This window comes from Terribacillus sp. AE2B 122, from assembly GCF_902497585.1.
Lineage (GTDB): Bacteria > Bacillota > Bacilli > Bacillales > Amphibacillaceae > Terribacillus > Terribacillus saccharophilus_A.
Genome location: NZ_LR700947.1, coordinates 1248 through 15522 on the forward strand (window position 1 = coordinate 1248; position 14275 = coordinate 15522).

Genomic DNA, 14275 nt, shown 5'->3' on the forward strand with positions numbered 1-14275 from the left:
GTTTGTCACATGTTAGCGACCTTATGTATCTTACAACATCTTTCGCTATGTGTCAACCACTTTCGTGATTTTTTTCGTGCCGTTCGTCGACGGCTTAATAAATTTATCATGGATTACAGAACACGTCAACACTTTTCTTGAAAGTTTTTGTTTTTTCTCGTTTTATTTCTCCAGCAATCCTGTATTCTCTTGCTTTTTCAGCTTCCCCCCGCATTTACCGCATCCATATTTACGCGTATTCACTGTCTTTTTTCGTTTATAAACGTGCCCGCATTTCGTGCATTTATAATATAGCAGCTTCTTTTCTTTTAATGACGGAAGCATATTGCAAAAGCGCGGTGATTCTGTTTGCTGAAGGAGCTCCCTGAATTCCGGATCCCGATGGCCATACCCTTTACCTTCTATATGAAGATGATAATGACATAGTTCGTGTTTAATGATTCCGATTGTTTCTTCCTGTCCCAACTCCTGCAGATATTTCGGATTGATCTCAATAAGTCGTTTACCCGGCAAGTACCTGCCTCCAGTAGTTCGCAGTCGATTGTTATACCTTGCTGTATCAACAAATGGCCGATTGAACCATTCTATAGAAATCTCTTCGACGATTTGCTGCAAATTATGTATCGTTATTTCTTTCATCACGCAGGCACCTCCAGTTCCTATCATGCATATGATGCAGCAGACATTCATTTTTCCCGACATCCATGGGCTGCAGGAGGTAAAAGAATGCCTAATTGGTTGAAAAATCAACTATCTCAAGCTTTCCTTACAAAAAACGTTAACCAATTGAAGGTGTTGAATCAATGCTGGTTCTTCTATAAGCAGAAACAGCATTCAAACGGCGGCTAAAGCCCCTGTCCCACGAGGGGGCAGGGGCTTTTTCGCTGCTGTTGTTACTTCACCATTGTAAGTGCAATTCGCTGTTTGTCAATATCCACTTTATCTACCCAGACAGTGACTACATCTCCTACCGATGCGATATCCATTGGGTGTTTCACGAACTTATTAGACATCTTGGAAATATGGACAAGACCATCTTGTTTAACGCCTATGTCGACGAAAACACCGAAATCAACGACATTTCGGACAGTCCCTTGTAGTTCCATTCCTTCTTTAAGATCTTCCATTGCCAGCACATCTTGCTTCAATAATGGCTGATCAAAATCATCGCGCGGGTCCCTTCCTGGTTGATTAAGGGCTTGTACAATATCCCGAAGCGTAAGATCACCAACACCCAATTCTGCAGCAATCTCGGTTATATCAACTTCCGCAAGCTTCTCTTGCAGCTTATCAGTTCCTATATCCACTACATCCGAACCAAGACGCTTCAAGAGCTGTTTTGTAGCAGTATAGCTCTCTGGATGAATCGGTGTTCTATCAAGCGGTTCTTCGCCGTCTAGAACGCGCAGAAAACCGATACTCTGTTCATATGTCTTACTGCCAAGCCTCGGAATAGACTTGAGCTGCTTACGTGAGGAGAACTTACCAATCTCATTCCGCTGCTTCACGACATTCGCTGCCACAGTCTTACTAAATCCAGATACATATTGCAGCAAAGATTCAGAAGCTGTATTCACATTGACACCTACTTGGTTTACCGCAGTCTCCACGACAAATCCTAGTGAATCGTTCAATCTTTTTTGCCCTACATCATGCTGGTACTGCCCAACACCAATTGATTTTGGATCGATTTTAACCAGTTCTGCTAATGGATCCTGGATTCGGCGGCCGATGGAAATAGCACTGCGTTCTTCTACTTGCAGCTCAGGAAATTCTTTTCTCGCTAATTCTGATGCAGAATACACACTTGCACCCGCTTCATTTACGATTATATAAGCGACGTTGCTTTCCATCTGCCGAATAACATTTGCAATGAACTGTTCTGTTTCCCGTGATGCAGTTCCGTTACCAATTGCAATCAGTTCAACATCGTATTTAGTTAATAATGTCTCAACGACTTTACTAGCACCTTTGACATCATGACGCGGCGCAGTAGGATAGATGACGTTTTTTTCGAGTAATTTTCCGGTCTCATCTATTACTGCCAGCTTACAGCCTGTACGGAAAGCTGGATCCACTCCTAATACAACCCGACCCTTCAATGGCGGCTGAAGAAGAAGGTTTTTCAAGTTCTCTGAGAAAATCTTAATTGCCTGCTCTTCTGCTTTTTCTGACAGCATGGAGCGAATTTCCCGTTCGACTGATGGCTGGATGAGCCGCTTATAGCTGTCCTCGATAACTGCTTGCAAGGCGGATGCAACATCAGCAGCAGTTCTTTGCTTGATAACTTTCCGTTTAAGATAAGTTAAGATAACATCTGCTGGAGGCTCAACAGTTACCCGCAGTATGCCTTCCTTCTCACCCCGGTTGACAGCTAATGTCCGATGGGACGCCATCTGCCGTATAGATTCCTGATATTCATAGTACATTTCGTAGACGCCTTTTTCATCGTCTTCTGCTTTCTTCACTTTTGTTAACAGAACGCCTTGCTTCTCTGTCTTTTCTCGAATGTAATCTCGGAAAGCTGCTTGCTCACTAATCCATTCGGCCACTATGTCACTTGCTCCTTGCAGCACTTCTTCGACTGTTTGGAGTTCCTTTTCAGGGTCCAGATAAGTTCTGGCTTCTTTTTCAAGGTGCTGGATTGTCTGTTCGTACAGTCCCTTTGCAAGAGGTTCCAACCCTTTTTCTTTTGCAATTGTAGCTTTTGTGCGCCGTTTTTGCTTGTATGGACGATATAGATCCTCTATACGCTGCAACTGCATAGCTGCGAGAATATCACGCTTTAGTTCCTCTGTCAGTTTACCCTGCTCCTCTATCAAACGGATTACTTCTGTCTTCCGCTGATGTAGCTGCTGTGCATAATCCCATTTATCTTGAATTGCTTTGATTTCAACTTCATCAAGAGCGCCAGTCTGCTCTTTCCGGTAACGCGCAATAAATGGTACTGTATTGCCTTCTTCCAGCAGATTAATGACCTGTTTAATAGATGATTGCTTAATTGATGTTTCCTTTTCGACCCATTGGATGAGTCTGCTTTGAATAGTTGCTTCCAATTTTGCTCCTCCTGACTGCTTCTATATATATTGTAGCAGAATTACTGGACAGATAAAAAAAGGATCAGCACCTATTTTAAGGCACCGATCCTATTCCGTGTATTTCATAGCAATCAATGTAATATCGTCTTGATGCGGCTTCTTTTTGGAAAGTGCAAACATGTCTCGTATCTTACGCACATCCTTTTCTTTAAAAAGGTCCTGCGTAAGCTCATTATCAGAAACTCCATCAGAAAACATGACGAATATCATGTCATCCTGTAAGATTCCTCGAGATATCTTGTATTTCCGAGGATACCCAGCAAGAAAACCTTGGCTCGGTATACAGCGTTCCCTTTTTCCACTCGTAATCGTCATGATCCCGATATTTCCGATGCTAGTGAAGGAAAAACTGCCTGTTCGGTAATCTACCTTTAGGATCCCGAGGACGACTCCGCGTTTTCCGACTAGCACTTCATTTGATCTCCTGATCAATTCATCGATACCGCTGTGTACATGGTCTCGAATAATATCTACCACTACCTGTGATGACTCTTTTGCAAATTCTCCGCTTCCGAGTCCATCTGCCAGGACACAGATAAATTCATGCTCCGATTCGTGGTAGAAATAACTATCTCCGCAATAATAGTTGCCTTTCTTTGGCTCCTGAAACGCCGACACTTCCATATGGAGATAGGAATCAATCAAAGCTGTCAGCACCTTCGGCTTGTAAAGCTTCCCGCAGTTTGCGCAAAGCTCTGCGCTGAAGGCGCGATACATGCATCTGGGAAATGCCGAGTTTTTCTCCTGTATCTTTTTGGCTCATATTCTCGAAATAAGTGCAGCGAAGGATTTCCTGCTCCCTCTCACTAAGAATTGGCAGGACCTTTTCCAGCAACATTCTGCGGTCAATGTCTTCGTAGCCATTATCTGTGGAACCTACCAAATCGAGAATTGCTACAGTACTACCATCAGAGTCAGCTTCAATCTTCCTGTCAACAGACAATGCCTTATAACTTTTGCCCATTTCCATTGTCTCTAAGATGTCCTCTTCGGACACTTCCAGAAAAGCAGCGATTTCCGCCACTGTCGGGGACTTCTGATTGTCAGTAGTTAGTTCATCGATTGCCTTACGGATTTTCGGACCCAACTCTTTGATTCGCCGCGGCACATGGACACTCCATGTCTTATCGCGAATAAAGCGTTTGATTTCTCCGATAATGGTTGGAATAGCAAATGATTCGAAGGACTTACCAAATTCCGGATTATACCGGCGAATTGCTGCAAGTAATCCCAGCATTCCTACTTGAACCAAATCTTCATGAATAGTGCTGTTCTTGGAATATTTCCTCGCTATAGATGTGACAAGATCTTTGTATGTGAGTACGATTTTTTCTTGGATTTCTTCATCTGTGGGATACTTTTGCAGATGATCTATCCATTTATAAACCTCATCCTCACGGTTATTGTGTGGTTGAGATTTGGTCGTCATCTAGTCCCACCCCATTTTCATGAAGGTATTTCGTCATGAGGACGATCACTCCAGAATCGCTATTGATTTCTACTTTGTCCATCAATGCGTCGATCAGGAATAAACCAAAACCGCCCTCCCTCAGCTGTTCGATAGGTTCTGCAGCCTCATACGGTCCAATATTCCGTTTTACTTGATCCAAGTTGAAACTGCCGCCATGATCCGCGACCATCACTTCAAGCCGATTCTCATAAACACCGAAACCAATTGTGACTTCGCCATCTTCATCTTTTTCATAAGCATGGTTCACAGTGTTAGTTACAGCCTCGGAGATTGCAACCTTCAAATCCTCGATATCCTCGTAGGAAAAGCCCATCCGGTTTGCAACACCTGAGCTAGTCAGTCGAATTACCCCAACGTATTCTGGTTTAGCCGGTACTTTAATCTCGATAAAATCGAAAGATTCCATAATTAATAGCCACCTTGTACTGTTTTGTCAACATCGATCACATCGATCAAACCTGTAATCTCGAACAAACGGTATACACGGTCCTGCAGCTGTACGAGCTTCAATTCACTATTGTTTTCTTTAGTCGATTTCAACCCGCTAACGAATACGCCTAATCCGGTACTGTCCATATAATTAACTTGCTCCAAATTAACTTCCACTTTATTGCCCTCTTTTTCGGTAAGGGATAAAAGCGCTTCTTTCAGTTTAGGAGCTGTATACGCATCTATTTCACCAGCTAATAAAACGACTGATTTTCCTTCTTTTTCTTGTACGTCAACAGTTAAGTTCATCATGTACCTCCTAAGGGCTAGTTACCATTCCTATGTAATACCCGTTTGTTCATTTTTTAAACATCTTTTTTGATTATTATTAATGTAAAATCATCTCGCAGATGAAAGTCCTGGAGTTTCTCAAAGTGCTTATACACGTTTTCCACCAGCTCCTGTGCGGAGAGATGGGAGAAGCTCTTGATGACCTCAAGCACTTCTTCACTCTCAATGAAGCGGTCGCCTTGACGGCACTCTGTTACACCGTCGGTAAGCAGGATAATCATATCGCCTGCATGGATTTCCCTTTCATACTGACGGTACTGTGCCATATCCGTCACACCAAGAACGACTCCTTTTGCTCGAATCTCTTCGAAGGTATCGTCAGCAGCGTGATAATAGAAACCTGGCTCATGTCCAGCTGATGAATAGGAAATTGTGCTGGCTGCTGGATTGAAAAGAGCGTAAAACATCGTAATGAACATACTTGGATCGACATTCCGTTCCACTACCCGATTTAGGCTTTCCAATATTTCACTCGGGTTTTTATGCTCAGACGGGAAGCTTTCCATTGCGTATTTGATCATTGACATGCATAATGCTGCCGGGATACCTTTGCCGATCACGTCAGCCACCGTTATACCTACAGTACCATCTTCATGGTGGATGAAATGGTGATAGTCACCATTCATCTGATTGGCAGGTACACTGACGACTCCGATATCGAAACCTTCTACATCAGGCTTCACTGTTGACAGCAATGTATTCTGCATTCTGGCCGCTACGGAAATTTCCGATTTTATCTCCAGCTGTGTTTCACGAAGATCCTGGAATTCCTGCAATGCCAGACCGTAGGAAATCATTACTTCCAATAGGAAGCTCATCGAGTGCTGAATGTTCTCCGGAAGCTCAGGATATATATCTTCCAGCGCATTGATATGCGTGTTGATGATCTCCTCCAGCGAGATATTATGCTGGATGGAGCGTTTACTTATCTGCTCTGCCTCGTATAAGGCAGACTCGTCTTGTGTATTGATGTATTGTTTGAGCAGTTCCCGATAGTGTGACAGATCTAGCTTAAGCGCATCCACCTGGCATCATCCTCCTCTAACGAACCCATTTAACGACGCGGATTTCTGTTCCTTCGCCTGTCTTTGACGTAATATCGAATTCATCCATCAAGCGTTTTACACCAGGAAGACCAGCGCCAAGACCTCCAGATGTGGAGAAACCATCCTCCATTACCTGACTGATATCTTTTATACCGGGCCCTGTATCGATGGCAACAATGCAAATTCCGCGCGAACCGACGTTCTCTACCTCATCGAAGCAGATTTTACCGCTTCCTGCATACAGGTAGATATTGCGCGCAAGTTCCGATATAGCAGTAGCTATACGGGCTTGGTCAACAATTCCGAAGCCAAGTTTCTTCGAAAAGTCGCGGCCGAATTGTCTGGCACCGACAATGTCCCATTCTTTCTGTATATTTACACAGGTTCTGAAGTCCATTTTCACTCCTCCAGTTCCTGGCGCAATTTGATCAATCCTTGTTCTAGGTCTAGTGCCGTGGTTACCTCATTCAAATGAATGCCTAGATCAATAAGCGTTACTGCTACGGCTGGCTGTATGCCAGTCAGGACCACTTTTGCACCCATCAAATCAGACATCGTCACCACATCACCTAGTACCTTGGCGATGAAGGAGTCGATAATGTCAACAGAAGTCAAATCGATAACCACCCCTGTTGCTCCGCTTTGATGAATTTTGTTGAGCAGGTCTTCCTGGAATTGAATCGCAGTCTGGTCATCAAGATCGATCTGGATGCTTATCAGCAAGTAGTTATGCAGCTTCAATATTGGAATTCTCACGATTGTTCACTCCTATCAAGCGAATCGATCAGCTCTTCTATGGTCTGTTCTTCGCTGTTTGTTTGTACGATCATTTGATTCGTCATTTCAAGAGCAGTTGTAAATCCTTTGCGTAGAGAGCTTTTGGTCGGGAACTTACTAAGATCTATCCCAAGATTCACGATTGTCTGGGCTATCTCTGGTCTGATACCCACAAGGATACAGGTAGAACCAATCAGCCTCACTGCTTCTGCTGCCTGAATAATATGGTGTGCAACCATCGTGTCCACGACTGGCACTCCTGTGATATCGATTAGCACAACCTCTGCATGGTGTTTGATTACTCCATCGAGTAAGTTCTCCATGATAAATTTAGCACGCTCGGTATCAATGGTTCCAATTAGCGGCATCACCGTTATATTGTCCATAACAGGAATCAACGGTGCAGAAAGCTCCTGCAATGCAACACGCTGGAGTGAGACTGTATTTTCCCAGCTGCCGGAATACTCATTCACAAGCTGGTTGATTATCGGATTTACAAGCTCGTCCACATGCCGCAGCACTTTCGGTACAGGTACATCCAGTTCTTCATGTTCAATCAGATACTCAATTGCGACACGCTTAAAAAGCTGCAGACCATCTGTTAGATAGCTTAGCGGCCACCCTAGGTTAATTACGCGTTCTGTAAAGTTGTCCAGATCAGAAGTCAAACTCTCCTTTTCGACACTGCCGAAAATGATATTGACGAATTCCCGATTGGTGTTTTCGAAAAGATCCTGTGAAATAGCGGAATTTGTTACTTCTTTCTGCTTCTCTGCGACTTCCTCAAGCCACATATGAACCAAACCGTTACTATTTTCGACCAGAATCTCCTTCAGATTTTTTGCCATCATGAAACCCCCGTATTGTAACGTTCACCTTGTCAAAGGCTGAACTTGCTCAGTCATTATGTTCAAGGTCACTTTTATCTAGTATTAATCTAACACCAATACGCCCGCCTTTCCAATATGGCGACTTCTTTTTAGTATATACCAAATTCCAGCAGGACTGAAATCAAAATAAAAAGCCCTTACGTTTAAACGCAAGGACCATCTATACCTAGAATTCCGTAAGGCCTAGGCTTATTTCAAGTGCTCGATTAATATTCTCCATCATTGGAGGGTCAAGCTGTGTGATTTTATCTGTCAGCCGCTGCTTATCGATTGTTCGGATCTGTTCCAGAAGAATGACGGAATCCCGTTCAAAGCCATACTTCTTGGCATCGATCTCCACGTGGGTCGGCAGCTTGGCTTTTTGGATCTGTGCCGTTATCGCTGCTATGATGACGGTCGGACTGAATCGGTTTCCGATATCATTCTGCAGGACCAATACCGGGCGCACGCCCCCCTGTTCTGATCCCACTACCGGGGACAGGTCGGCGAAATAGACTTCGCCTCTTTTTACGATCAAGAGCCTACACCCCGCTTACAAGGCGCTCTAACGTTACTTCTGCCTCCTCTTCAGCTTGGAAAGCTTCTGAAGCGATATTTAGATTGATACGTGCCATTTCCATGTACCCTTTCTGCATGGTCTCACGGATATTCTTTCTTTCCTGCACGTATGACTTTGCCGCTTGATAGAAGAAATGATCGAGACTATTGTTATTGTTCTGCATCAAACCATCCACCTCATTCAGGAGTTTCTTAGGCAGCTTTACAACGATTTCTTGTAAGCCTTCGGACACAACCATACACCTCCACCAATTCGCTCGGGTCGTTTCTGTAAAAATCCACTTTCATCATACCACCCGAGCCTTATGTTTGCAAAGGACCCTCCGGAACTTTTTGATAAAAAAAGCCTTTTTCAAACAAAAAGCATGGGAGAAAGGCTGACTTTCTGCCGAATATTACAAGCTTTCGCCAGGATTAAGCGCATTGGCGGTTTCGACAATCTGACCAGAGCGTTTATAGACGCGCGGCATTCGTGCGCCGATAAGGCAAGGAATCTCATAATTGATGGTGTCTACCCAGTCTGCCACTTCATCCACACTGATAAAAGCATCCAGCTGCGAACCGATGAGAACAACCTCCGTACCGACTGGATAAGCCTTATCCAGCTTCACCATGCATTGATCCATGCAGACCCTGCCAACAATCGGCATTCTCTTGCCATCTACAAGCACCTCAAACCCTTGCATCTTGCGAATCCATCCATCTGCATATCCGATTGGCAGTGTCCCAATCCACTCCGGTTTATCTGTTTCATAGGTTGCACCGTAACTCACCGCTTCATGCGCCTCAAGCTGTTTGACGTGCACAAGTCTGCTGTGCAGGGAAAACGCTTGACGTAGAGCTATCGGATGCTCTTCTTTGACGGTCTTTGACGGATAAAGTCCATACATGCCGATGCCGAAACGGACAAAATCCGACTCATCCGCAGCAAAACGCATGCTGGCTGCACTATTTTCCGTATGGACGATAACTGGGTCCGGCCATTCCTCCCGCAGCACCTTGAATAGCTCATCGAATTTGCTTCGCTGTCTTTCGAAATATGACAAATCGGCTTCGTCTGCTGTTGCGAAATGTGTATAGACACCTTCCAGGATTAAGGATGGGGTATCAAGTAAAGGCAATACAGAACGAATGTCATCCACTGTCCGGAATCCTAATCTCCCCATTCCAGTATCCAGCTTCATATGCAGCTGAAGCGGCTTACGGAATTGTTCAGCGCGTACTGCCTCCAGCCAATCCTTTCGATAGAAAGTTAGCGATATATCATGGTCTGCAGCGATTGCTGCATCTTCAGGGCGAGTTGCTCCAAGCACAAGAATTGCTGCCTGTATTCCGGCTTTGCGCAAATGAAGCGCCTCATCCAGAAAAGCGACTGCCAGTGCCGATGCTCCAGCGTTCAATGCTGCCTGCGCGACTTGGGCATATCCGTGTCCATATGCATTCGCTTTGACAACCGCATAGATCCCTTTGTCTTCTCCGATATGTGCTGCCAGTTGCTTTATATTATATTCAACATGATCGAGATTTATTTCCACCCAAGAATCCCGATAAAAATGGTCGATCCTCATATGTATTCATCTCCTAGAAATTTTACCTTTGTCTATTATAGCAGGAAAACAAAAAAGCAGACTCAGTACGTCTGCTTCTGCTCATTATTTCATTGCCTGGCCATTAATGGATGCTGCCACTTCCTGGATTTCTTCCCGTGTCAATTCCTCACTGGCAAGCATATAATCTACACCGTTGTTTGTCCACGTCAGACTGGAAGAGGTAATAGCTCCTACGGTGAACCCGAGACTGATAGGTTCGCCGCTAGCTGGTATCGCCGCTGTTGCTGCTGCAGTCTCTGATACATCTGCCTGCTCCTGAACCAATGTAAAGCTCTTCTCACCTTCATATGTCAGGATTACCCGTTCCTTCCCGTCAGCACTAACTTCTTTCTCCTCAGCAAGCGTTGCTCCCGCTGTTTCTGTTGGATATAACACAGTCAATCCTTGCTGTTCATTCGGTACTGCCGAAGCCGGCACTCCGGACAGGGACCCTGTCATATTGTTCTCTAGTTCAAAGTCTTTTTCTCCAAATTTCGGATCAAGCTTGAATGCAGAAAAAGCTACTTCGACCATTGGTTTTTTATCCTTATCTAACACTTTAACCAGCTCAGGGGTATATGTTTTTTTATTGAAATAGATTTCCTGATAAGGCAGGGTTGTATTGTTCTGATATGTGGTCTTCGTCTTGAACACGTAATGCTCTTCTGTTGATTCAAAGGTTGCATTATTGTCCTTCAACACATCCTGCACGAGCGATTGGTACAAATAAGGCTGACTGCTGTTATAAGGCCATTCGCTCTGGAATTTAAAGCTTTTTCTCAGTGCAGGGGTGAGCACAAACACACCATCTTTATTGCGCAAAATCACCTGACTGCCCTGCTCATCTGTATCATTTTCCAATAAAACCCGGTAATGGTTGTCTTTCTGATACCACACATCAATTCCATAGGCTTGCTGTTCTTCTCCTGTGTTCAGCTTCATAGTGGCTTCGGCCTTGTAGCCTTGCAGCTCAGCTGATGTCTCTTCCAGCTTCTTTACTACATCTTCCTGAGAGGCCTCACTGCAGCCAGTTAATAAGAATAAAAAGGCAGCAAAGACAATCAAACCAGCAATTTTTTTCATGGTCACACTCCTTTGTCAGCTATAAAGCGAACAAAGAGAACATGTCCCCGTCAATCGGAAATGTTACGAAAAACCTTGGCGAGCCCTTTCATAAGATCAGTTGCCAGCAGATCCTGCTGTGAATGCGCATCTTCGACCAATACATCAGCTGCTTTCCCGTGGACGTAAACTCCGTTTGCAATTGCCTCCATCGGATCTTCGTGCTGCATGAGCATTGCAAGAAGAATACCCGAAAGTACATCTCCGCTCCCACCTTTACCTAAGCCTGGGTTGCCAGTCGTATTGACAATCTGACTGCCATCAGGAGCGGTGATGATGGTGTATGTCCCTTTCAGCACGAGGTGTACCTGGTGCACTATCGCAAATTTTCGAGCTAGCTCGAATGGTCGTTCCAGCAGTTCTGGCACTTTCATGTCCAATAACATGGCCATCTCTCCAGGATGCGGTGTCAAAACTGTCGGAGCTTGTCTATTCCGAAGGATCTCCAGGTCGGATTTGATATGATAGAGACCGTCAGCATCTAAAAGGACAGGAACTTCAGCTTCTTCCAGCACCCGCTTCGTCAAGGCTGCTGTCGATTCGCCTCTTCCCATTCCCATGCCGACGACAATCGCATCATAAGCACTTACATCCAAGTCTTCCGTATCGACTATCACGCCATTCTCCTCATCCAAAGAAGTGAATGTCGCTTCTGCCAAGTGAGACAATACAGATGGAATGACCTGGCGCAAGGTTCCGACAGTCAGAAGACCTGCTCCTGCCCTAAGAGCAGCCATGCTGGACATCGTAACTGATCCTGGCATTTCTATTCCTCCCCCGATGAGGAATCCTTTGCCATTTGTCCCTTTATGTGAGAAAGGCTGCCGGATCGGAAATGACCGCTTCACGTCCTGTTCAGTCCATGTTCTGGCACCGGCTTGTCTGCTCAAATAGGCAGCCGGCAGACCGATGGATACAGTCTTCCATTCCCCGTAGTATGGTGCTGTTTTCTGAATGAAGGCGCTTGGTTTCGGTGCCTCGATGATGAAGGTATAGTCAGCTTGGATTGCTTCCTCAAATTCTACAGCATCATCCGCCGGTACACCGGAAGGCAAATCAATGGCAAAGACAAGTGCGTCACTGTCGTTGACAGCCTGTACGGTTTCCGTATAGGGGCTGCGTAATTTGCCGCGAACTCCTAAGCCCAGCATCGCATCCACTATGATATCAGCTTTAGCTAATGCCATCTGGAAAGTGTCTGCTTCTACATCCATCACTTCTCCGCCAAGCCGATCGTAAACCTGCTGATGCATTGCTGCATCAGCTGTCAAGTTACGCCCTACTTGGACTGCAGCTACGTCATATCCTTCGTTCAGTAGTGTCCTGGCTACTACATATCCATCGCCGCCATTATTGCCGGAGCCACAGAGGACTAGTATCCGGTCCGTGGTTCCGATCAGCGGTTTCATCCGTTCTGCAATGGCTCGGCCGGCAGATTCCATTAAAATGCTGCCGCTGATCCCTATTTCCTCCATTGCATAACGATCCACTTCGTACATTTCCTTTGCGGTGACAATATACACGCTGTTCCCTCCTACCCGCACTACAATTTATGAGACAGGCTCAAATAATATGCAAACAAGTCTATTTATCCTGTGTAATGATCACTTGCGCAGCAGCGTAAGCATCCGAATGGGTAATCGACAGGAAAACCTGCTCCCCCTCAGCTTGGTCGCTAGCTGTAAGTACTGGTGCACCTGCTTCATTCGGCATTATCTCAATATCATGAAGACCCAATTTACCTAAGCCGGTTCCCCTTGCTTTTGCGTATGCTTCCTTTGCCGCGAAACGCCCAGCAGCAAATTCGACTTTCCGTTTATCGGATACCAGTGAATAATAGTGTGTTTGTTCTGATTTGGTCAAGATCCTGCTCAGGATCCGATCACTTTGCACAATCGCTTTTTCGATACGTGCCAATTCTGTAATATCTAAACCGATACCCTTAATCATAATAGTACAACCCAACTTCCTTCTGAATTCTCTACCGAGTATTGTACCCTATATGTATAAAAGCAGGGGGGAAAGTTATAAGATGTTATGACAAGCAATTTGCATTGGTTTACGCTATGCTGATAGCTAATAGAAGGTATTGAAGGAGGGATTGGATTGTTCCGCAGAAATGAAAGCTTTAAAGAATACTTATATGCCTATCCTGTCATCAGCTTAATCGTAGCAGTCAATCTGCTGCTTTGGATCATTACAGGACTTCTCCCAACTGAATTCGGGAGCAGTCTTTATCAATTAGGAGCAGGTGTGAATCTATTCATCTCGGGCGGAGAATACTGGCGACTCGTTACACCTATTTTTCTGCACGCACCTGGAAGCATTTCGCATGTTCTTTTCAACTGTTTCTCCCTGGTAATATTCGGACCCGCTCTCGAGCAAATGCTGGGGAAACTGAAGTTCACCTTGTTTTACTTGCTTACCGGAATTATCGGAAATGCTGTCACATATGTAATGGATCCTTACAGCTTTGTCAGTCATATAGGTGCATCCGGTGCTATCTATGGATTGTTCGGAATCTATCTGTTTATGGTCTATTTCCGCAAGCACTTGATAGATCCCGGAAATGCGCAATTGATCGTCATCATCTTCATTGTTGGTATCATCATGTCCTTGTTCACCGCAAATATAAACCTTACAGCGCATTTGGCAGGAGCTGTGGCTGGGTTTGTACTAGCTCCGATCTTTCTTATCAAAGCAAAGCCTTTCTCCATCTATCGGAACAAACGTCCTCGCCAGCGTGATAATGAAGTAGGCTTTGATGCAGACCGCTGGAAAAAACGACCTTATGGAAGACGAACCAATAAGAAGGTAATCTTATGGATTGTTATTGCAGCTTTAGTGCTTATCGGTATCTACGATTATATAAATTGAGGCTGGACATAACTAAATTCCCATTGCTTAAAACCGAATGTTATTCTTGAGCGCCGCTTCGGCAGAA

General features: G+C 44.8%; 18 protein-coding genes. 2 read left to right on the plus strand and 16 right to left on the minus strand.

Annotated features, from left to right (window positions below; all coding sequences use genetic code 11):
* Positions 1 to 162: 162 nt before the first annotated feature.
* Entirely contained in the window at positions 163 to 639 is a 477-nt protein-coding gene (locus AE2B122_RS13940; protein WP_095220150.1) for a SprT family protein, read from the minus strand.
* Between the two features lie 87 nt (positions 640 to 726).
* Here AE2B122_RS13940 and cmpA point away from each other — a divergent pair, with 87 nt between their 5' ends.
* Complete coding sequence (cmpA, locus tag AE2B122_RS13945; protein WP_093727607.1) at positions 727 to 849, plus strand: cortex morphogenetic protein CmpA; 123 nt, start codon at positions 727 to 729, stop codon at positions 847 to 849.
* Positions 850 to 893: 44 nt separating this feature from the next.
* Here the strand turns inward: cmpA and AE2B122_RS13950 are convergent, their stop codons facing one another.
* From AE2B122_RS13950 to acpS, 15 genes are all read right to left on the minus strand, one after another.
* Positions 894 to 3056 carry a Tex family protein gene (locus tag AE2B122_RS13950; RefSeq protein WP_175074465.1) on the minus strand — a complete coding sequence of 721 codons (2163 nt, stop codon included), beginning with the start codon at positions 3054 to 3056 and terminating at the stop codon, positions 894 to 896.
* Positions 3057 to 3146: 90 nt separating this feature from the next.
* Positions 3147 to 3743 (minus strand): SpoIIE family protein phosphatase, encoded by a 597-nt coding sequence (locus AE2B122_RS13955; protein WP_245840404.1) that lies wholly within the window; start codon positions 3741 to 3743, stop codon positions 3147 to 3149.
* Entirely contained in the window at positions 3736 to 4527 is a 792-nt protein-coding gene (gene sigB, locus AE2B122_RS13960) for an RNA polymerase sigma factor SigB (RefSeq protein ID WP_095220146.1), read from the minus strand. The genes AE2B122_RS13955 and sigB overlap by 8 nt, the downstream gene beginning before the upstream one ends.
* A complete protein-coding gene (rsbW, locus tag AE2B122_RS13965; protein ID WP_038558151.1) occupies positions 4499 to 4975 on the minus strand; it encodes an anti-sigma B factor RsbW in 477 nt (158 codons plus the stop codon). Before rsbW ends, sigB begins: the two co-directional genes overlap by 29 nt.
* A 2-nt stretch (positions 4976 to 4977) precedes the next feature.
* On the minus strand, positions 4978 to 5307 hold the full coding sequence (locus tag AE2B122_RS13970; RefSeq protein ID WP_095220145.1) for an anti-sigma factor antagonist: 330 nt from the start codon (positions 5305 to 5307) through the stop codon (positions 4978 to 4980).
* A 56-nt stretch (positions 5308 to 5363) separates the two neighbouring features.
* The gene (locus AE2B122_RS13975) at positions 5364 to 6374 is read right to left on the minus strand and encodes a PP2C family protein-serine/threonine phosphatase (RefSeq protein ID WP_095220144.1); all 1011 of its coding nucleotides are present in this window, start codon (positions 6372 to 6374) and stop codon (positions 5364 to 5366) included.
* A 16-nt stretch (positions 6375 to 6390) separates the two neighbouring features.
* Positions 6391 to 6792 (minus strand): anti-sigma regulatory factor, encoded by a 402-nt coding sequence (locus tag AE2B122_RS13980; protein WP_038558144.1) that lies wholly within the window; start codon positions 6790 to 6792, stop codon positions 6391 to 6393.
* A 2-nt stretch (positions 6793 to 6794) separates the two neighbouring features.
* Positions 6795 to 7151 (minus strand): STAS domain-containing protein, encoded by a 357-nt coding sequence (locus tag AE2B122_RS13985; protein WP_038558142.1) that lies wholly within the window; start codon positions 7149 to 7151, stop codon positions 6795 to 6797.
* On the minus strand, positions 7148 to 8020 hold the full coding sequence (locus AE2B122_RS13990; protein ID WP_095220143.1) for an RsbT co-antagonist protein RsbRA: 873 nt from the start codon (positions 8018 to 8020) through the stop codon (positions 7148 to 7150). The genes AE2B122_RS13985 and AE2B122_RS13990 overlap by 4 nt, the downstream gene beginning before the upstream one ends.
* Positions 8021 to 8228: 208 nt before the next feature.
* Positions 8229 to 8579 (minus strand): type II toxin-antitoxin system PemK/MazF family toxin, encoded by a 351-nt coding sequence (locus AE2B122_RS13995; RefSeq protein WP_038558138.1) that lies wholly within the window; start codon positions 8577 to 8579, stop codon positions 8229 to 8231.
* Between the two features lie 4 nt (positions 8580 to 8583).
* Positions 8584 to 8859 (minus strand): hypothetical protein, encoded by a 276-nt coding sequence (locus tag AE2B122_RS14000; RefSeq protein WP_038558136.1) that lies wholly within the window; start codon positions 8857 to 8859, stop codon positions 8584 to 8586.
* Positions 8860 to 9015: 156 nt separating this feature from the next.
* On the minus strand, positions 9016 to 10182 hold the full coding sequence (gene alr, locus AE2B122_RS14005; RefSeq protein WP_095269510.1) for an alanine racemase: 1167 nt from the start codon (positions 10180 to 10182) through the stop codon (positions 9016 to 9018).
* A 90-nt stretch (positions 10183 to 10272) separates the two neighbouring features.
* The gene (locus AE2B122_RS14010) at positions 10273 to 11292 is read right to left on the minus strand and encodes an outer membrane lipoprotein carrier protein LolA (protein WP_175074466.1); all 1020 of its coding nucleotides are present in this window, start codon (positions 11290 to 11292) and stop codon (positions 10273 to 10275) included.
* A 50-nt stretch (positions 11293 to 11342) separates the two neighbouring features.
* Positions 11343 to 12854: an NAD(P)H-hydrate dehydratase gene (locus tag AE2B122_RS14015; protein WP_095220141.1), complete on the minus strand. Its 1512-nt coding sequence runs from the start codon at positions 12852 to 12854 to the stop codon at positions 11343 to 11345.
* A gap of 61 nt (positions 12855 to 12915) precedes the next feature.
* Positions 12916 to 13281: a holo-ACP synthase gene (gene acpS / locus AE2B122_RS14020; protein ID WP_095220140.1), complete on the minus strand. Its 366-nt coding sequence runs from the start codon at positions 13279 to 13281 to the stop codon at positions 12916 to 12918.
* 156 nt (positions 13282 to 13437) lie between these two features.
* Here acpS and AE2B122_RS14025 point away from each other — a divergent pair, with 156 nt between their 5' ends.
* A complete protein-coding gene (locus tag AE2B122_RS14025; protein WP_095220139.1) occupies positions 13438 to 14208 on the plus strand; it encodes a rhomboid family intramembrane serine protease in 771 nt (256 codons plus the stop codon).
* The last annotated feature ends 67 nt before the right edge of the window (positions 14209 to 14275 follow it).